Source organism: Chloroflexota bacterium, assembly GCA_026708035.1.
In the GTDB taxonomy this organism is placed as follows: Bacteria; Chloroflexota; UBA11872; order UBA11872; family UBA11872; genus JAJECS01.
The window spans coordinates 104,112-124,022 of record JAPOVQ010000025.1; the positions used below are offsets into that span (position 1 = coordinate 104,112).

The 19,911-nt window shown below is 68.2% G+C and carries 11 protein-coding genes and 1 tRNA gene; 6 read left to right on the forward strand and 6 right to left on the reverse strand.

Features of this window, described 5'->3' with window-relative positions; genetic code table 11:
- Positions 1–1,149: 1,149 nt before the first annotated feature.
- Positions 1,150–5,226, forward strand: coding sequence for a fibronectin type III domain-containing protein (locus tag OXG33_10625; GenBank protein MCY4114376.1), 4,077 nt, complete (start codon positions 1,150–1,152; stop codon positions 5,224–5,226).
- 6 nt (positions 5,227–5,232) lie between these two features.
- Positions 5,233–10,128 (forward strand): cadherin domain-containing protein, encoded by a 4,896-nt coding sequence (locus OXG33_10630; GenBank protein ID MCY4114377.1) that lies wholly within the window; start codon positions 5,233–5,235, stop codon positions 10,126–10,128.
- Positions 10,129–10,460: 332 nt separating this feature from the next.
- Here OXG33_10630 and OXG33_10635 read toward each other — a convergent pair.
- A tRNA-Lys gene (locus OXG33_10635) sits at positions 10,461–10,536 on the reverse strand.
- A gap of 198 nt (positions 10,537–10,734) precedes the next feature.
- On the opposite strand from OXG33_10635, the gene OXG33_10640 reads away from it, so the two are divergent.
- Positions 10,735–11,367, forward strand: coding sequence for a hypothetical protein (locus tag OXG33_10640; protein ID MCY4114378.1), 633 nt, complete (start codon positions 10,735–10,737; stop codon positions 11,365–11,367).
- Positions 11,368–11,408: 41 nt separating this feature from the next.
- On the opposite strand, the gene OXG33_10645 is transcribed toward OXG33_10640, so the two are convergent.
- The 4 genes from OXG33_10645 to OXG33_10660 all read right to left on the reverse strand — a co-directional run bounded on the left by OXG33_10645 (position 11,409) and on the right by OXG33_10660 (position 14,009).
- On the reverse strand, positions 11,409–12,173 hold the full coding sequence (locus OXG33_10645; GenBank protein ID MCY4114379.1) for a Nif3-like dinuclear metal center hexameric protein: 765 nt from the start codon (positions 12,171–12,173) through the stop codon (positions 11,409–11,411).
- Positions 12,174–12,180: 7 nt separating this feature from the next.
- A complete protein-coding gene (locus OXG33_10650; protein MCY4114380.1) occupies positions 12,181–12,435 on the reverse strand; it encodes a DUF5069 domain-containing protein in 255 nt (84 codons plus the stop codon).
- 30 nt (positions 12,436–12,465) lie between these two features.
- A complete protein-coding gene (locus OXG33_10655) occupies positions 12,466–13,275 on the reverse strand; it encodes a phosphotransferase (GenBank protein MCY4114381.1) in 810 nt (269 codons plus the stop codon).
- A gap of 92 nt (positions 13,276–13,367) precedes the next feature.
- On the reverse strand, positions 13,368–14,009 hold the full coding sequence (locus OXG33_10660; protein MCY4114382.1) for a TIGR03936 family radical SAM-associated protein: 642 nt from the start codon (positions 14,007–14,009) through the stop codon (positions 13,368–13,370).
- A gap of 86 nt (positions 14,010–14,095) precedes the next feature.
- Between OXG33_10660 and OXG33_10665 the strand changes: the two genes are divergently transcribed.
- Entirely contained in the window at positions 14,096–14,620 is a 525-nt protein-coding gene (locus OXG33_10665) for an HNH endonuclease (protein MCY4114383.1), read from the forward strand.
- Between the two features lie 24 nt (positions 14,621–14,644).
- Here the strand turns inward: OXG33_10665 and OXG33_10670 are convergent, their stop codons facing one another.
- Positions 14,645–16,936, reverse strand: coding sequence for an aconitate hydratase (locus OXG33_10670; protein ID MCY4114384.1), 2,292 nt, complete (start codon positions 16,934–16,936; stop codon positions 14,645–14,647).
- 116 nt (positions 16,937–17,052) lie between these two features.
- On the opposite strand from OXG33_10670, the gene OXG33_10675 reads away from it, so the two are divergent.
- Together OXG33_10675 and OXG33_10680 are read left to right on the forward strand one after the other, a co-directional pair.
- Positions 17,053–17,961 (forward strand): UbiA prenyltransferase family protein, encoded by a 909-nt coding sequence (locus tag OXG33_10675; GenBank protein MCY4114385.1) that lies wholly within the window; start codon positions 17,053–17,055, stop codon positions 17,959–17,961.
- A gap of 35 nt (positions 17,962–17,996) precedes the next feature.
- A complete protein-coding gene (locus OXG33_10680) occupies positions 17,997–19,817 on the forward strand; it encodes a hypothetical protein (protein ID MCY4114386.1) in 1,821 nt (606 codons plus the stop codon).
- The last annotated feature ends 94 nt before the right edge of the window (positions 19,818–19,911 follow it).

Below are 19,911 nucleotides of genomic sequence, written 5' to 3' on the forward strand. Positions count from 1 at the left end.
TGGCAGGGAGAGCGTGATTCGTCGCGTGGGGCTGCGGGCGGTCGACGTCACGGGGCGGGATGAGACCGGGGCCCTGGTGGGCGAGAACGACCGAGGGACGATCCAAGCGAGCTACGTGACGGGGCGCGTGGCGGGGCGGACGCGGGTCGGCGGGATGGTGGGGAAGATCCACCAGGGCGCGATAAGCGCCAGCTACGCGGCGAGCGCGGTGACGGGCAGCGACTGGGACATCGGCGGGCTGGTGGGGCGCAATGACCGGGGCACGATCAGCGCCAGCTACGCGACGGGGGCGGTGACGAACCAGCATCGGGTGGCGGGGCTGGTGGGCATGAACAGCGGCGGGACGATCACGGCGAGCTACGCGACGGGGGTGGTCCGCGGCGAGCGCAACCTGGGCGGCCTGGTGGGCGAAAGCAGCGGGACGATCACGGCGAGCTACTGGGACACGGCGACGAGCGGGCAAAGCCGGAGCCGTGGGGGTGTGGGCCAGACGACGAGCGCGTTGCAGACGCCGACGGGATACAGCGGCATCTACGCGGCCTGGAACGTGGATCTGGATGGGGAGACGGGCGGGGACGACCCGTGGCAGTTCGGGACGACGAGCCAGTATCCCGCGCTGCAGGTGGACTTCAACGGCGACGGGACGGTGAGTTGGACGGAGTTTGGGGACCAGCGCCCGGCGCCGAATACCGCCCAAGTCGACTACGACGCGGACGACGACGGCTTGATCGAGGTGGGGAACCTGGCGCAGCTGCATGCGATCCGGTGGGACCTGGACGGCAATGGATTCGCGACGGAGGCGGGCTATGCCGCGGCGTTCCCGCGGGCGCCGCCGGGGATGGGCTGCGCCACCGGCTGCACGGGGTATGAGTTGATCGCGGACCTGGACTTCGACACGAACGGCAACGGCGTGGTGGATGTTGCCGACGCCTACTGGAACGACGGCGCGGGGTGGGTGCCCATTGGCACCGGCCCCCCGGGATTCACGGCGACGTTCGAGGGCAACGGGCACACGATCGCCAAACTGCGGATCGTGCGGGCGTCCACGGACGAGGTAGGGCTGTTCGGGCGCATTGGCAGGGAGAGCGTGATTCGTCGCGTGGGGCTGCGGGCGGTCGACGTCACGGGGCGACCTATGTCGGGGGGCTGGTGGGGGAGAACCTGGGCACTATCCGGGCCAGCTACACGTCGGGCGCGGTGGCGGCGCGAGGGATCAACAGCGGCGGGCTGGTGGGGCGGAACACCGGCACGATCCAGACGAGCTATGCCCGGGTCGCCGTGACGGGCGCCCACTTCACGGGCGGATTGGTGGGCGAGCACTTCCGGGGCGCGATCCAAGCCAGCTATGCGACGGGCACGGTTACGGGCACAAACAACGTTGGGGGCCTGGTGGGTCGGATCGCGCGAACGGTCGACACCAGCTACGCGACGGGGGCGGTGACGGGCGACAGTACCTATGGAGGGCTGACCGGGGCGCACACGAGCGCGGTGACGGCGAGCTACTGGGACACGGCGACGAGCGGCCAGAGCCGGAGCGGCGGGGGCGTGGGTAAGACGACGAGCGAGTTGCAGACGCCCACGGGGTACACGGGCATCTACGCGGACTGGAACGTGGACCTCGACGGGGTGACGGGCGGCGAGGACCCGTGGCAGTTCGGCAGCAGCAGCCAGTACCCGGTGCTGCAAGTCGACTTCGACGGCGACGGGACGGCCACCTGGACCGAGTTTGGCGATCAGCGGCCCTTGCCAGGCGCACCGGTGAGTTTCAGCGGCACCGCTGGAAACACACGGGCAGTGCTCGCTTGGATGCCACCACCCGCGTACACGATCGATCAGTACCCGATCAGCAAATACCAATATCGGCAGAACGGTGGGACGTGGACGGACATTCCAAATAGCGCGGCGGGTGGGGCCAATTCCACGTCATTCGCCGTCACCGGCCTGGCCAACGGCACGTCGTATAGCTTTGCCATCCGCGCGATCAACGCAAATGGAACCGGCGCCGCGTCGGCGACCGTTTCGGTGACTCCCGCGACGGGGGACTACGACGCCGACAACGACGGGTTGATCGAGGTGAGAAGCCTGGCCCAGCTACATGCGATTCGCTGGGACCTTGACGGAGACGGCACATCCACTGATTCCGGCTACGCCGCGGCGTTCCTCGACGCCTCGACCGGAATGGGCTGTCCCACCACCGGCTGCACGGGGTATGAGTTGACGGCGGACCTGGACTTCGACACCAACGGCAATGGTGTGGCGGACGCGGGGGACGCGTACTGGAACGGCGGCGCGGGGTGGGAGCCCATCGGCACGCACGCCCGAAAGTTCACCGCGACCTTCGAGGGCAACGGGCACGAAATCGCCAACCTCTTCATCGATCGGCCGACGACCGACGATATTGGCCTGTTTGGAGTCACCAGCGCGTCTGGCGTCGTCCGACACGTGGGACTGCGCGGCGTGGACGTGCGCGGCCGCTACGACGTCGGCGGGCTGGTCGGCGACAACGATGGGACCATCGCCGCCAGCTATGCCGGCGGCACGGTGCGCGGCAGCCTTGACGCCATCGGCGGGCTGGTGGGGCGCAACGACGGCACCGTGACTACCAGCTACGCCAGTGGCGCGGTGACGGGCCGCTACTCGGTCGGCGGGCTGGCGGGGGGCAACTACCGCCAAATCACGGCGAGCTATGCCACCGGCGCGGTGTCGTCGCACCTGGCCGCCGGCGAGCGCCTGGGAAGCCTGGTGGGCCACAACTACGCCAATGGCCGCATCACCGCCAGCTACGGGCGGGGCCCCGTGACGGGGTCCCGCGACAGCATTGGTGGACTGGTCGGCAAGCATGACAGCGGCGCCCGCGTGACGGCGAGCTACTGGGACACGGCGACGAGCGGACAGAGCGCGAGCCGTGGCGGCACCGGCAAGACCACCGCCGAGTTGCAGACGCCGACGGGCTACACCGACATCTACGCCGATTGGAACGTGGACGTGGATGGGGAGACGGGTGGGGACGATCCCTGGCACTTCGGGACCGGCAGCCAATATCCGGTGCTCAAGGTCGATTTCAACGGCGATGGGACGGCCACGTGGGAAGAGTTTGGCGACCAGCGCCCGGCGCCGCCCGCGTCGCAGATGGACTACGACGCGGACAACGACGGATTGATCGAGGTGGCGAACCTGGCGCAGTTGCACGCGATGCGGTGGGACCTGGACGGGAACGGGTTCGCGACGGAGGCGGGATATGCGGCGGCGTTCCCGAACGCGCCGTCGGGGATGGGGTGCCGGACGGGCTGCACGGGCTACGAGTTGATGGGGAACCTAGATTTTGACACCAACGGCAACGGCGTGGCGGACGCGGGGGACGCGTACTGGAACGGCGGCGCGGGCTGGGAACCGATTGGCACACAGTCGCGGCCGTTCACCGCGACGTTCGAGGGCAACGGGCACACCCTGGCCAACCTGTTCATCGCACGTGGCGCTACGAACGATGTGGGGCTCTTCGGCCGCGTCGGCTCAGACGGCGTCGTCCGCAATGTCGGTCTGCACGGTGTGGAGGTGCGGGGACAGCACGAAGTCGGCGGGCTGGTGGGGGACAACGACGGTGCGGTGACGGCGAGCTACGCGAGCGGGACGGTGCGGGGAACCGGCGACGCCATCGGCGGCTTGGTGGGGCGCAACAACGGCCACATCCGGGCGAGCTATGCGAGCGGCGCAGTGGCCGGCGACGACTTCATCGGCGGGCTGGTGGGGCGCAATCACCGCCAAATCACGGCGAGCTACGCGACCGGCGCGGTGACGGGAGGCGTGGACGGCACCAGTGCGGAGCACCTGGGGGGCCTCGTAGGCCGCAACTACTCGAGCGGCCGCATCAGCGCCAGCTACGCCCGGGGCCCGGTGGCCGAGACCCGCGGCAGCATCGGCGGACTGGTGGGGAGCCACGAGAGGGGCGCCCGCGAAACGGCCAGCTATTGGGACACGGCGACGAGCGGACAGACGCGGAGCGCCCAGGGCGTGGGCAAGACGACGGCCGAGTTGCAGACGCCGACGGGGTACGCCGACGTCTACGCGGACTGGAACGTGGACCTGGACGGCGAGACCGGCGGGGACGACCCCTGGCACTTCGGGACGAACGCCCAGTACCCGGTGCTGCGGGTGGACTTCAACGGCGACGGGACGGCGAGTTGGGAAGAGTTTGGGGACCAGCGCCCGGCGCCGCCCGCGTCGCAGGTGGACTACGACGTGGACAACGACGGGCTGATCGAAGTGGCGAACCTGGCGCAGTTGCACGCGATCCGCTGGGACCTGGACGGGAACGGGTTCGCGCCGGAGGCGGGGTATGCGGCGGCGTTCCCGAATGCGCCGTCGGGGATGGGGTGCCGGACGGGCTGCACGGGGTACGAGTTGACGGGCGACCTGGACGTTGACACGAACGGGAACGGCGTGGCGGATGCGGGTGACGCGTACTGGAACAACGGCGCGGGGTGGGAGCCGATCGGCGCGGGCTCCCGGCAATTCACCGCAATCTTCGAGGGCAACGGGCACGTGATCGCCAACCTGTTCATCGCGCGCGGCGAGACCGAGGACGTTGGGCTCTTTGGCCGCACCGGCACGGGCGGCGTGATTCGCAACGTCGGGCTGCGCGGCGCGAATGTCACCGGCTGGAACGACACCGGGGGGCTGGTCGGCGAAAACAACTCGGGGACGATCCAGGCCAGTTACGTGAGCGGCACGGTGACGGGCAATGACTACATCGGCGGGCTGGTGGGGCGCAATCACGGCCAGATCCGGGCGAGCTATGCCAGCGGCGCGGTGGAAGGGGACGACCGTGTGGGTGGACTGGCGGGGTACAGCAGCGGGGCGAGCACGATTACGGCGAGCTATGCCAGCAGCAGCGTGACGGGGGTCAGGTCTGAAAGCTACGAAAGTCACGGTGGTCTGGTCGGCCGCAACGACGGGCGGATCACGGCCAGCTACGCGTGGGGCCGGGTGACGGAGATGCACGGCACGGCGGGCGGGCTGGTGGGGAGCAAGCACAGCAACGCCCGGGTGACGGCGAGCTACTGGGACACGGCGACGAGCGGGCAGACGCGGAGCAGCGGAGGTGTGGGCAAGACGACCGCCGAGCTCCAAACGCCGACGGGCTACACCGGCATCTACGCCGACTGGAACGTGGATATCGACGGCGCCACGGGCAACGACGATCCGTGGCACTTCGGCACCACCAGCTAATATCCGGTGCTCAAGGTGGATGTCGACGGGGACGGAACCGCCACCTGGCGGGAGTTGGGCCAGCAGTACCCGAACGTCCCGCCGGCGTTCGCGGAAGGCGAGACGGCCACGCGCTCGGTGGACGAGAACACGGCGACGGGGCAGGACATCGGCGCGCCGGTGACGGCCACGGACGCCGACGAAGGCGACGTGGTGACCTACGCGCTGGGCGGGACGGATGCGGCCAGCTTCGATCTCGACACGGCCACGGGGCAACTGCGGACGAGCGCGGCGTTGGACTACGAGACACAGGCCGACTACGAGGTAACCATCACCGCCAGCGACGACCACGGCGACGGCTCGAGCATCACGGTCACGATCACCGTGGGCGATCTGGTGGACTCGCCGCCCGCGCCGGCGAACCTGGCGGCGGGGACGGTGACGGCGAGCACCGTGCCGTTGAGCTGGGATGCGGTGACCGGCGCGGCGAAGTATCGGGTCGAGTACCGCGTGAAAGACGCCGAGACCTGGACGACGGACGACGAGACCCTGACGACCGCGACCCATACCGTGGATGAGCTCTACTGCGGGACGGCCTACGAGTTCCGGGTCAGCACCTACGGCGACGGCACGACCCATACCGCGGAATGGAGCGCGCCGTCGGGGACGGTCGCAGCGGCGACGAGCGCCTGCCCGGCGCCGGTGTTCGGGGACGAGACCTACGCCTTCAGTCTGGCGGAGGACGCCGCCACGGACGCCGACGTGGGGACGATCACCGCCACCATCACGGGCGGCCCGCCGGTGACCTACGCCATCACGGCGGGCAACACGGCTGGCGCCTTCGCGATCGACGCGGCCAGCGGCGAGCTTACGGTGGCCAAGGCGCTGGACTACGAGACCACGGCGAGCTACGCGCTGACGGTGACGGCCAGCTACGGGGCCAGCACGGCGACGGCCGCGGTCGCCATCACCGTCACCAACGTCGTGGAGCCTCCGGTGTTCGGCGCGGCGAGCTACGCCTTCACCGTGGCCGAGGACGCGGGGATCAGCACGACGATCGGGACCGTGGCGGCCACCGACCCCGAGGGCGGGACGGTGATCTACTACGACATTACGGCGGGGGACGACGACAGCCTGTTTGCGGTGGACGTGCTGGCGGGGCGCCTCGTAGTGGCCGTCCCGCTGGACTACGAGAGCACGGCGAGCCACACGCTGACGGTGCGGGCCAGTACGCCTGATGATGCCGAGACGACCGTGACGGTCACTGTCACGGTGACGGACGTCGCCGAGCCACCGGTCTTCGGGGCGGAGAGCTATGCCTTCAGCGTGGCGGGAGACGCGGCGTTGGAGGCCGACGTGGGGACAGTGACGGCCACCGTTCGCGCCAATGGGGCGGTGAGCTACTCAATCTCGGCAGGCGACGAGAACGGCGCGTTCACCATCGATGACGCGACGGGAGAGCTGACGGTGGCGGCGGCGCTGGACTATGCAACCACGGCGAGCTATGCGCTGACGGTGACGGCGAGCCATGGGGTGAGCACGACCACGGTGCCGGTCGCTATCACGATCACGGCACCGACGCCGGTCTTCGACGAGGCCAGCTATGCCTTTGGCGTGGCCGACGACGCGGTCGTCGGGACCGCGGTGGGCACGGTCGCGGCCTCCGTTGTCGGCAGTTCGGCGATCGCGCACACCATAACGGCGGGCAATACCGGTGACGCCTTCGCCATCGCCCAAGCCAGCGGCCAGCTCACGGTGGCCGCCGCGCTCGACGCGGACACGGTGTCAACCTACACGCTCACCGTGCAGGCGAGCGTCGGCAGCGGCGACGACGTGAAGACCGCCACGACCACCGTCACGCTGACCGTGCAGGGGGCACCGCCCGCGCCGGCGAACCTCACGGCAGGCACGCTCACTCAAACCAGTGTCCCGCTGAGCTGGGACGCGGTGACCGGAGCGGCGAAATATCGCGTCGAGTACCGCGCGACGGCTACGGAATCGGAGGAGTCGGAGACTGGGGAGTCTGGGACTGAGGAGTCGGACGAGGAGGAGACGGTCAGCTGGATCACCGACGACGAGACGCTCACGGGCACCACCCACACGGTGGACGAGCTGACCTGCGGCACGGCCTACGAGTTCCGGGTCACCGCGTTCGGGGATCAGGTGGTGCACACGGCGGCGTGGGGCACGCCGGCGACCGCGGTGTCGGCGACGACGGCCATCTGCCCGCCCCCGGCCCCCGACAATCTGGCCGCGGGCACGGTTGGGAAAACCAGCATCCCGCTCACGTGGGACGCCGTGACCGGCGCCGCCAAGTACCGTCTGGAGTATCGCGTCAGCGACACCGATACCTGGTCGAGCGCCAGCGATGCGATCACCGCGGCGGCGTACACGGTGGACGACCTCACCTGCGGCACGTCGTATGAAGTCCAAGTGAGCGCCTTCGGCGACGGCGTTTCGCTTGTCGCCGAATGGGGTGCGGCCTCAACGGTTGTCACGGCTGCAACGGCCTTGTGCGCGCCCCCGGCCCCGACAAACGTCGCCGCGGGCACGGTTGGGAAAACCAGCATCCCGCTCACGTGGGACGCCGTGACCGGCGCCGCGAAGTACCGCGTCGAGTACCGCGTCAGCGGCGCCGACACCTGGACGACCGCCAGCGACTCGATCACCGGGGAGGCGTACACGGTGGAGGAACTCACTTGTGGCACGTCGTACGCGGTTCAAGTGAGTGCCTTTGGGGACGGCGCCTCGCTTGCGGCCGAATGGGGCGCGGCCTCCGCGGCTCTCACGGCGGCGACGGCTTTGTGCGCGCCCCCGGCCCCGACCAAACTGGCCGCGGGCACGGTTGGGAAAACCAGCATCCCGCTCACGTGGGACGCCGTGACCGGCGCCGCGAAGTACCGCGTCGAGTACCGCGTCAGCGACACCGAGACCTGGACGACCGCCAGCGACGCGATCACCGCTGCGGCATACACGGTGGAGGAACTCACCTGCGGCACGGCCTATGAGTTCCGTGTGAGCATCTACGGCGACGGCTCCACCTTGGCCGCCGCGTGGGGGGCGGCTTCCACCGCCCTCGCCGCCAGCACCGGCGCCTGCGACCCCTGCGACCCGCTGGCCGTCGTCGACGCCACGCTGACGAAGGTCACCGGGACAACGGAGGTCAAATTCAATTGGGCCTATGGCAACGGATGCACCGAGTTCGAGGCGGCGCGGTATCACGTTGGCTACGCCGTAGAGTACGCCGATGGCACCAAGTCCACCGGTGAGTATCAGTCCATCACGGCTCCGCCCCTCACCTTCCGGCCGAAAATGACGCATGAGACCTCCGGGTCGCCGCTGGTGCGCTTCCGGTGGACCGATTTGGACTTTGTGCTCGAGGAGGGTGACGACCCGTCCGAGAACCTGACCTTCAGCTTCGATCCGGCGCCCAGCTTGGTCTACAACTGGCCGCCGGCGTTCGGGAAGGCCAGCTACGCGTTCACGCTGGCGGAAGACGCGGCGGTTGCCGCGGCGGTCGGCAGTGTGAGCGCCTCCGACCCCAACGACGGCGACACCGTGACCTATGCGATCACCGCAGGCAACACCGGCGACGCATTTGCGATCAACGCTGCGAACGGCGCGATCACGGTGGCGGGCGCGCTGGACTACGAGACCACGTCGACCTATTCCCTCACCGTCCAGGCGAGCGACTCGGAGAGCGCCGCCACAACCGTGACGGTCACCGTCACCGTGACGGACGTGGCCGAGCCGCCGGTGTTTGGCGCGGCCAGCTATGCCTTCTCCGTGGCCGAGGACGCGGCCGAGGCCGCCGCGGTGGGGACGGTCGGCGCGACGGTGCGCGCCAACGGCGCGGTGGCCTACGCGATCACGGCGGGCAACGACGCCGGCGGCTTTGCCATTGACACCAGCTCGGGCGCCATCACGGTGGCCGGCGCGCTGGACTACGAGGGCACGACGAGCTACGCGCTGACGGTGACGGCCAGTCACGGGGTGAGCACATCGACGGTCGCGGTGGCCATCACGGTGACGGACGTGGCCGAGCCGCCGGACTTCGGGGAGTCCAGCTACGCCTTCAGCGTTGCGGAAGACGCGGCGGAGGACGCTGCCGTGGGGACGATCGGCGCGACGGTGCGCGCCAATGGCGCGGTGAGCTACGCGATCACGGCGGGCAACGATGCCGGCGCCTTTGCCATCGATGCTAGCTCGGGCGCCATCACGGTGGACGGCGCGCTGGACTACGAGACCACCACGAGCTACGCGCTGACGGTGACGGCCAGTCACGGGGTGAGCACGTCGACGGTCTCGGTTGCGATCACGGTGACGGACGTGGCCGAGCCGCCGGTGTTCGGCGCGGCGAGCTATGCCTTCTCAGTGGCCGAGGACGCGGCGGAGGACGCCGCCGTGGGGACGGTCGGTGCGACGGTGCGCGCCAATGGCGCGGTGAGCTACGCGATCACGGCGGGCAACGATGCCGGCGCCTTTGCCATCGATGCTAGCTCGGGCGCCATCACGGTGGACGGCGCGCTGGACTACGAGACCACCACGAGCTACGCGCTGACGGTGACGGCCAGTCACGGGGTGAGCACGTCGACGGTCGCGGTGGCCATCACGGTCACGGACGTCGTGGACACCCGTCCGGCGAAGCCGACGAATCTGACGGCGACGGTGAATACCGCCGGCTCGATCACCTTGAGCTGGGACGATCCCGGTGACGAATCGATCACCGGCTACCAGATCCTGCGGAGGCGGCCCAGCGAGGGTGAAAAGACGTTGCTGGTCTACGTGAAAAACACGGGCAGCAGCAGCACCACGTACACCGACACGAGCGTGACCGATGGCGTGCGCCATGTCTACCGGATCAAGGCGATCAACGCCGTCGGCCTGAGCGAAATCTCCCACTTCGTGCGCGTCGACCCCTAGGAGCGCCGAATCCACAGCTTCACCGCAATGACCAGAGTGGCTCGCACATGCGATTCCCAAGGCCAGTCGGACGAGGCTGGGGTGTGGCCCACCGGCACGTGGAGCAGACGCAACAGTTGATTTCACATGTGACATCGCCGCCTCATCGGCCGAGTCGGAGGGTGCCCACATCGAACATCGGCACCTGGCAGAGCCTTAGACGTTGGTGGCGGCTGTGGAGATGTTGCCGCGACGGCTCCGGCCGGGCCGAACGGCCGACAGAAACGTTGGCAGACGTTGGCAAAACGCCAAAAGACGAGCGTTTCGGGGCGGCGAAAACCGGCTCCCAAACCTGGTACCCCCGGTAGGAATCGAACCTACAACCTTCGGATTAAGAGTCCGCTGCTCTGCCAATTGAGCTACGGAGGCCGGTTGCCCAGTCTACTGGCGCGGTGCTGGCGGGCTCAATGATCGGGCGCCGACGGCGACATGAATTAAGCTGGACGGCATGAGCAGCGACGCCCCGCAAGAGCCCCTGGATCTGAAACGTGAAGGACGACGCTGGCGGCTCGCATCCACGCCGACCCCTCAAGTGTCCACGATGACCGCCCGCGCCGCCCCGCCCGAATGACGATCCTGCGACACATTGCCGACGTTCCGCTCTATGCGGCGATCGGCGTCGGGCCGCTGGTGGCCGGGCGGACGGTCATCGATGGATTTATCGGTGTCCAGGGCGATCCTTGGCTCGGGCGCACGTCGCTCACCATCGAGTGGCTGGCATTTGTGGTGCTCGGCTACTTCTTCACGCGAACCATGGTTGGGCTGGCGTTGGACTACGAGGCCTTCTGGCGCGTGCCGGGTCGGGTGAGCGAGTTTGCCGCGCTGCTGGCGGTGGAGACGACCCCCGGGCCACTGCATGCGCACGTGGAGCGCGCCGGGGGCGACGTTTCGGCGGCGCTTCACGCCCGAGCGCTGCGTGAAGCGGGCATCGGCGGAGGACCGCTCGGTCGGCTGAACTATTCCTACATCGCCATCCGGGCGGGCTGCCTCGGGGCCTTGGTTGCGCTGGTCTGCCTGGTTGTGGAGCTGCTGCGACGGGCGGCGAGCGGCGAACAAGACGTGCTGCTCATCGGGATTCTCGCGGCCGGCGCGGCGGCGGCGGTGCTTGTCGCATCGTTTGCCAGCCGGATTATCGGCCGCGGCGTCGCCTACTACGCCGCTCGTGGGATTCGGAAGCAGGCGGTGACGGCTTCAGCCTGAGTCTGCCGAGGTCCGGTCGCGAGCCAACTCTGCCGGCCGGGCTAAGCGATCGTTGGCAGGTCGAGGAACTTTGCCTCGCAGTTGCGCCGCTCGGCGATGAGATCGGCCAGGGCGCGTACCCCGAACACCTCAGTTGCATAGTGCCCGGCGGCGATGAAGTGGATGCCAAGTTCGCGCGCGAGCATCTCCGCCGGCTCGGCCATGTCGCCCGTGAGCAACACGTCGGCCCCAAGAGCCTGGGCTTCCTGAAGAAAGGACGAGCCGCTACCGCTGCACACGGCGACGCGCCGAATCGAGGCCGATCCGTGCAGGAATGTCGCGTGCGGACGGCCAATGGCGGCTTCCACGCGCTCCACCAGCGCCGACGGTGACAGCGGCTGGGGCGCGCGGCCAATCTTGCCGATGGCCTGACCGCCGCTGAGGGCGAACGGCGTGGACTCCGGTTCGAGCCCGAGCGCCCGCACGATTTGCGCGTTGTTGCCCAGGCTGGCGTGCGCGTCCAACGCCAGGTGGTAGGCGGCCAGGCTGATATCGGCGTCGAACAGCGCGCGCAGTCGCTCACGCATGACGCGAGTGACCACGCGGCTTTCACGGTCCCAGAAGAGCCCGTGGTGCACGACGACAAGCTGCGCGCCAGCCCGCGCGGCTTGCCCAAACAGCGCCAGGCTGGAGCTGACGGCGGTGACCACCCGCTCGACGCGCTTGCTTCCGACTACCTGCAAGCCCATGGGCCCATAGTCGGGAAACGCGGCCGCCTCCAGCGTGTCGTCCAGAAACGCGATCAGGTCGTCGCGGCGCTCGGACACCCGGCGGCTAGCTGACGGCCTTGCTTGCCTCGCGCACCTGATCGACCAGCTCGCCGTCGGTGTCGCTGGTCGTGGCGATGCGCATGAACTCATCCGCCGAGATCCCCAGCTCGCCCAGCACGCGCTTGTCGATGGGGCACGGGTAGATGTAGTCGTCGATGGTCCCGTCGGCCTTGGCCCGGGCCTTGTCCGACATGCGGGCAATCCAGGGAATGCCGCCGATCACCAGGTCACGAGATCGCGGCTGGAAGCCTTCGCTCATAGGTCAATCCCCTGTGTCGTGTACCAGAGTCTAGACCAGCACGGAGGCAAGATGCCGAACATTTGGCGTGCAGGCGCTCAACTCCCGGACAAGCGTCAAACCGGCCGGATGGGCAGGCTCGGAACGCCAGATTCCCGCGGCGTCGGCGAGGGCGAGGAGAAGGGCGCCGCTCAGCGGCCGTGCGTCTGCGATTGGACGCGGAACGTCCACCTGGCCGGCCAGGAGGGACTGCCCGGCGCGACCGGACGTCGGATCGTGCGGCAGCATCGTGGTTTTACATAACGACCACTCGGCAAAGTCAAGGCCAAAGGCTTCCAGGTCAACGAAAACGATCCCGTCGGAGCCAAGGACCACGTTGCCTGGATTCAGATCGAGCGGCACCGTCCGCATGGGGGCGGAACCGATGGTGTCGACAAGCTGGCGAATCTCCTCTGCGACTGCCTCCCCTGCCGGATCTTCTTTCCGAACAAGGCCCGAGGCGACCACCGACTCCGCGACTGCCGCGATTTCCGACAGGCGGAGGCTGCGCGCCCGCTCGACGCGCGCGGGGTCCATCGCGTTGGTCCAGGCATCGAGCGCCGCGAGCAACGCGTCCCAGGCAGCCGATACTTGCTCCCACGCGGGTCGGGCCGCTTCGCCGCGCAAGGCCTGTGCCAGGGTGGGGCCGTCAACCCACTCGCGGACCACGGCCGCGTTGGAATCGTCCACCGCCAGCAGCCGTGGCACGGGCGCGCCCCGCGCGGCAAGTGCGGAGTAGGCGCCGCTCTCCGTGCGCGCCCGCTCGCCGGCTTGGGTCCCGTCAAAGAGCTTGCAGGCAAGGAATCGGGAGCCGTCCCGCACCCGGTATGTCCCACGCGCGATGTGTTCGATCCGCGATGGTTCCACGGGGGAGACGCCGGCCGCACCCAATGCGGCACGAACCCTGGAGGCGCTCAATCGGGCAGCTCGGTCTCGATCTCGGTCCTGACGACGGTGTCGAATACGACGCCCAGCGCCGACGCGAGATCGCGCGGCGTCACGATTGACGGGTCGCGCAGGCTCAGGCGTGCGTGCAAATGCGTTTCCGGCCCAACCGCAAGCTCCATCACCCCGGGTCGAATGTCGCGTGTCCGGGAGGGTCGACCTCCGCGGTCGTCGCGTTGAACCGCGACGGTGGGCGCCGCGAGCAGGCGCTCGACGCGATCGGCAAGGTCGTCCGGCGGCTCCTCCAACTTCAGGCAATAGGTCGCCCAGGTCGTCTTGAACTTGCGGCGCGCGACCCGGCGGATCTCGCCGACGGCCAGCCCGTCGGCGGTCGCGGAAGCCAGTCGCTCGCGGACCGAGTCCGGCGGCACGTCCTCCCGCAGCGACAGCACCACGCACTCGCGCAGACCCTCGGCGCCCACGGCGAGCGGCGGGCCGAAGGTCAGCCGTGGCTTGGGGCGAAATCCCCGGCTATAGGCCAGTGGCAATCCGGCGCGGCGCGTGGCGCGCTCCCACGCCCGGCGCACGTCGTGCAGCGACAGGTACCGCGCGTCGCCCGTCTTGGCGTAGCGGAGGAGGTAGTGGTGCTCGGCGGGTGCTTCTTGGTCCATGCGGCGAAGTCGGGTCGCGGTCGGCCGCCTGCGCGTGCCGTGCCTTGTAGCATAGGCGCGCTGAGTGACGCCGAGCGTGCGGACCAGTGAACGAACCGGTTCTGCTTCTCAATCAAAACTACGAGCCGCTCAACGTCTGCCGCACGCGTCGCGCCATCGTGTTGCTCAGCAAGGGCAAGGCCGAGCTGCTGGAGAACGGGCGGGCGCCGATCTACAGCGTGCGTCAGCACTACCCGCGGCCGTCGGTGATTCGCATGCTCTACCACGTCCGCCGCCCGCGTCCGACGGTGCGGCTCAGCCGGCGTGAGGTATTCGTGCGCGATCGATATCGCTGTCAATACTGCGCCGAGACGATTATCGAGCCGACCGTGGATCACGTCGTACCGCGGCGGCTTGGCGGTCGACGACGCTGGGAGAACCTTGTGACCGCGTGCCGCCGCTGCAATCTGCGCAAGGCCGGACGCACGCCGCGCGAGGCGGGCATGCGCCTCCTGCGCCAGCCGCGCCGCCCGAAATCGGCGATCGCCCACCTGGTCTGGCACGTGGCCGGAGGCAGCGTCGATCCAACCTGGCAGCCCTACCTTCCCCAGTTGGAGCTGGCTGCCGGCTGACCCTCGGGCTGGGGACGGCCGGGCTTAGCCGGCGGCGTGTTCGCGCAACAGGTTGAGGGCCGACCCGGCCCAGAACCACTCGATCTGGTCGGCGGTCAGGGTGTGATCGAGCCGGATGTCTTCCTGGGAGCCGTCCGCATGGTCGATACGTGCCGAGATGGGCCGGCCGGGGGCCAGTCGATCAATGTCCTCGAGGCTCACCCGGTCGTCGGCCTGAAAGCGGTCGTAGTCGGCGGGATTCGCGAAGGTCAGCGGCAAGATGCCTTGCTTCTTGAGATTCGTCTCGTGGATGCGCGCGAAGCTGCGCACGACCACCGCGCCCGCGCCCAGCAAGCGCGGCGACATGGCCGCGTGCTCGCGGCTGCTGCCCTCGCCGTAGTTCGAGTCGCCCACGGCCACCCAGGTCAGCCCGGCGGCGGCATAGTCCGTGGCAATCGCCGCCAGCGGCTGCTCGGAAGCGCCGGTGAGCGCGTTGCGTCCGGCGCCCGGTGCGTCCGCAAAGGCATTGTTGGCGCCGGTGAACATGTTGTCGCTGATGCGGGCGAGATGGCCGCGATAGCGCAGCCAGGGTCCCGCCGGCGATATGGCGTCGGTGGTGCACTGCCCCACGGCTCGAAGCAACACCGGCATGGACCGGAACTGCTCTGCCGATCGCGCGTCGAACGGCGTCAGTCGCTCCAGCCGTTCGCTGTCCGCGGCGATCGAGACTTCGACCCCAGCGGCGTCCGCCGGTGGCGGCACATAGCCATAGCGCCGGCCGGTGAAGCCGTCCGCCGGAACGTCGGGCGCCGGTTCGGGCGGGTCGAGATGCAGTCCGTTGCCGTCGAGCGAATCGGTCAGCGGATTGAATGAGAGCCGCCCGCTAAGCGCGAACGCCACCGTGAGCTCGGGGCTGGTGATGAACGCCTGGGTGTTGGGGCTGCCGTCGTTGCGCCGGGGGAAGTTGCGATTGAAGGACGTGACGATGGAGTTGGTGGCCAGGGCCTTGCCGCCGGCGGCATCCGGCTCGATATCTTCCCGGCGCCATTGGCCGATGCAGGGGCCGCAGGCGTTGGCGAGCACGCTTCCGCCAATGGCCTCCAGGTCCGCTAGCTGACCGTCGCGCTCAATCGTCGCGCGCACCATCTCGGATCCCGGTGTGACCAAGAACGGCACGGATGCGCGCACACCGGCGGCGGATGCCTGCCGGGCCACGTCGGCGGCGCGCGTGATGTCTTCGTAGGAGGAGTTGGTGCAGCTGCCCAGCAGGGCGGCCGAGATCTGCTCGGCGAAACCCTCGGACTCGACCTCGGCACTCAGCGCGGAAACCGGGCGCGCGCGGTCGGGTCGGTGCGGCCCCACGACGTGCGGCTCAAGCTCCGACAAGTCGATTTCCACCACCTGCTCGTAGAACGATGCGGGATCGCTCTCGACCTCGGCGTCGGCGCACAGCAGATCCTGGTTCGCGTCGGCCAGATCGGCCAACTCGGCGCGTTCCGTGGCGCGCAGATACGTGGCCATGCGCTCGTCGTAGGCGAACACGGACGTCGTCGCGCCCAGCTCGGCGCCCATGTTGGTGATGGTGGACTTGCCGGTGCATGCCAGCGCGCGCGTGCCGGGTCCAAAGTATTCGATGATCCGGTTCGTGCCGCCGCTGGTGGTGAGGATTCCCGCGAGCTTCAGGATCACGTCCTTGGGTGCGGTCCAGCCGTTGAGCTCGCCCGTGAGCCGCACGCCGATGACGTGGGGTTGCAGCGTCTCCCAGGGCAGATCGACCATCACGTCGACGGCGTCCGCGCCGCCCACGCCGATCGCCAGCATTCCCAGGCCGCCGGCGTTGGGCGTGTGGGAATCGGTGCCGATGATCAGTCCGCCCGGAAACGCATAGTTTTCCAGGATGACCTGGTGAATGATCCCCGAGCCTGGCGCCCAGAAGCCGATGCCGTATCGTGCACTGACTGATTTGAGAAAGGCATAGACCTCGTTGTTCTCGAGCAACGCCGTTTGAAGATCAGCGTCGGCGCCCACGTGCGCCCGGATCAGGTGATCGCAATGCACGGTCGAGGGAACCGCCACCGTGTCGCGACCCGCGAGCATGAACTGCAGCAGGGCCATCTGCGCGGTCGCGTCCTGCATCGCCACGCGGTCGGGACGAATCTGCAAGTAGCTTTCCAGCGGCGTCAGGTCTTGGGTAGACGGGTCGTCGAGGTGGCCGAAGAGCAGCTTTTCGGCCAGCGTGAGCGGGCGGTCGAGTCGTTCACGGACAGTGGCCAGGCGTGCGCGCGCACGCGCGTAGGATTCTGCGACCAGCGCGGGGGTCGACTCGATCACCGTCACAAGGTTCTCCTCTCGGCGCCTGTCCGGCGGCCGGTACGGGTGATTGCCCGGATCCTATCCTTACCCAACTATCGCGCATTTGCGCGCGGTCGCGGGAACAAGGCCGTCAGGGCTTCATGATCCAGCAACTCGCCGCACTGCTGTCGACCGCCCGGCCCGCCCAGTGGCTGAAGAACGTCGTCGTGTTCGCGCCGCTCGTATTCGCGCAGCGGCTCACCGACGGTGGCGACGTGCTGCGCGCCGTGGCCATGTTCGCCATCTTCTGCGCGTTGGCGTCCGGGGTCTACTTCATCAATGACGCGATTGACGCCGAACGCGACCGTCGAAACCCGCACAAGGCCCGCCGGCCGGTGGCCGCGGGACGTCTGAGCCGCGCCACTGCCGTCGCAACCGGTGTTGTGTTGGGGGCGCTGGCCGTCGGGCTGTCGGCGCTGCTCGGCACGGGGGTGGTGATCGTCCTCGGTAGCTACTTCGCGCTCAACGTGATTTACAGCCTGTGGCTCTCGCGAGTGGCGTTCCTGGACGGCATGGCGGTTGCCGCGGGATTCGTCCTGCGGGCAATTGCCGGGGCGGTCGTCATTTCGGTGCCGTTCTCCGGCTGGCTCATCCTGTGCACGTTTCTCTTGACGCTCCTGATCTCGCTGGGCAAGCGGCGTGCCGAATTGACGCAGGCGGACGCGCAGGCTCGCGGCCTCCGGCGGACCTGGAACGACGTGCCGCCGGAGGTAGTCGACGCCGTGATCGTCCTGGTGGGCGCGACGGTAGTCGTCTGTTACGCGATTTACAGCCTCGCGCCGGAGACGGCGGAGCAGTTTGGTGGCCGCGGACTTGTTTTCACGGTGCCGTTCGTGCTGTACGGCATCACGCGGTTCATGCTGCGCGCCTTCAGCGGCGAAGGCGTGTGGGACCCGACGACCGTGCTGCTGCGGGACCGCGGAATCCTGACCGCCGTGGTCGGCTGGCTGGCCGCCGCGGTGATCATCATCTACTGGGCCGGCCCGTGGCTGAGTGATCTGGTTTCTTGAGCGACCGGAGGCGACGCCTGCGTGCCGTACTCGCAGTGCTTGCCATTACCACTGCGGCCGCCCTGTCCGTCTGGCCGTCGGCGGCGGCGTTGGAGTGCGACGGCATCGCCCTGGACGAAGGCTGTCTGTTCACCATCACCGGCGGCGATACGAGTGATCCCGACGACGGTTTCGCCGTCACCAACGCCGACGGCGTGCCGCTGTGGGACTTCGTGCGGGAGCGGGATCTGCAGGCCATCGGCTATCCCATCAGCCAGCGCTGGGTCAACGGTCCTTTCACCCTCCAGGCCTTCCAGAAGGTGATCCTGCAGTGGGATCCGGGCAAGCAGCGCATGAACTACTACAACACGCTCGACGTGCTGGCGAACCGGTATCCCGAGGTGGAGCTGCCCAACGTCCCGGCGCATCTCGTATTGGAGGCGGACCGGGGCGCCGACTTTGCCACGATCAAGCGAAACCACCTGTTGCTCTTGGATCAGAATCCAGCCATCAAGATGCGATTCCGCAGCGAGCCCGACTGGCTGAACCTCTACGGGCTGCCAATCCGCTACGAGGAGAGGGACGTCAACGGCCACCCGCGGGGCCTTCAGATGCTGCGGGCGCAGCGCACGGTGTTCGTGATCTGGAACGTGCCGGCGCCGGGCACCACGGTCGGTCGGGTGAACCTGCAAAACGTGCCCGATAAGGTGAAGAAGCTGAGCAACGTGATCATTCCGGACGCGGCCGAGGCGCCGGTGCTGCGAGCTGAGATCTCGAGCTTGCCGGCGTTTACCCTGCCCACGCCCACGCCGGTCCCCGCGCCCACGCCAACTCCCGCATCGACGCCGGCCCCCACCCCGGCATCCGCCCCAACGCCCGCTCCTGAGCCTCGCCCTGCCTGGCTGCCTAATTGGCAGGTGCTGATCGACCTTTACCACGCCACCGATGGTCCCAACTGGTCGAACAACACCAACTGGTTGAGCGCAAAGCCAATTGGTGAGTGGCACGGCGTCAGCGCGTCGGGTGACCGGGTCACAAGGCTATCGCTCGCGGACAACAACCTCAGTGGAGCGATCCCGTGGCAACTGGGCTACCTAGCCAGCCTGGAAAGACTGTCGCTCGGCGAGAACTTCTTGCAGGGGCCGATCCCACCGGACTTGGGTCGCCTCACCAATCTGAAATGGCTGGGGCTCGCCGACAACCTCTTGAGCGGGGCAATTCCCCCTGAACTGGGCAACCTTGGCAATCTGAGCGCGCTTCATCTCAACAACAACATCTTGACTGGGCCAATCCCACCCGCGTTGGGGAGCCTTGTCAGGCTGACGGATCTCCGACTCGAAGACAACCAGCTGTGGGGTTCCATCCCACACGAGCTCGGTGGGCTCGCCAGCTTGAATGACCTGGAACTCCAAGACAATCAGCTCAGTGGGGCCATTCCGCCCGCCCTGGGTCGTCTCTCCAACCTGGTCTGGCTGGGGCTGGGCTTCAACCGGCTCAGCGGGGCAATTCCGGCCGAGTTGGGTAATCTCACCAGGCTGCAAGTGCTGGGGCTCCAAGACAACCGATTGACCGGGCTGATCCCGCCGGAAATTGGCCGCCTCGCCAGTCTGGATTGGGCGTGGCTCAACGGCAATGAGTTGAGCGGACCGATTCCGCCTGAGCTGGGGAATCTGACCAATCTGACCTTCCTGCGGCTCGACGGCAATCAGCTTAGTGGTGCGATTCCGGCGGAGCTTGGGCGGCTGCCAAAACTGAAGTGGCTATACCTCGGCGGCGACAACCGGTTCACGGGATGTGTCCCCAACGAGTTGTCTGGCATCGAAAACAATGACGTTGAAGAGCTCGGGTTACCGGTTTGCGTGGCCGCCAAACCGTGAAGCCCTGGTGTGCCAGGCACTGAGGCGCCGTCCGACCCGCTCATTCGCCGACCCGATCTGAAGCGGGGCGGACACGTGAAGTAGATTGGCGCTG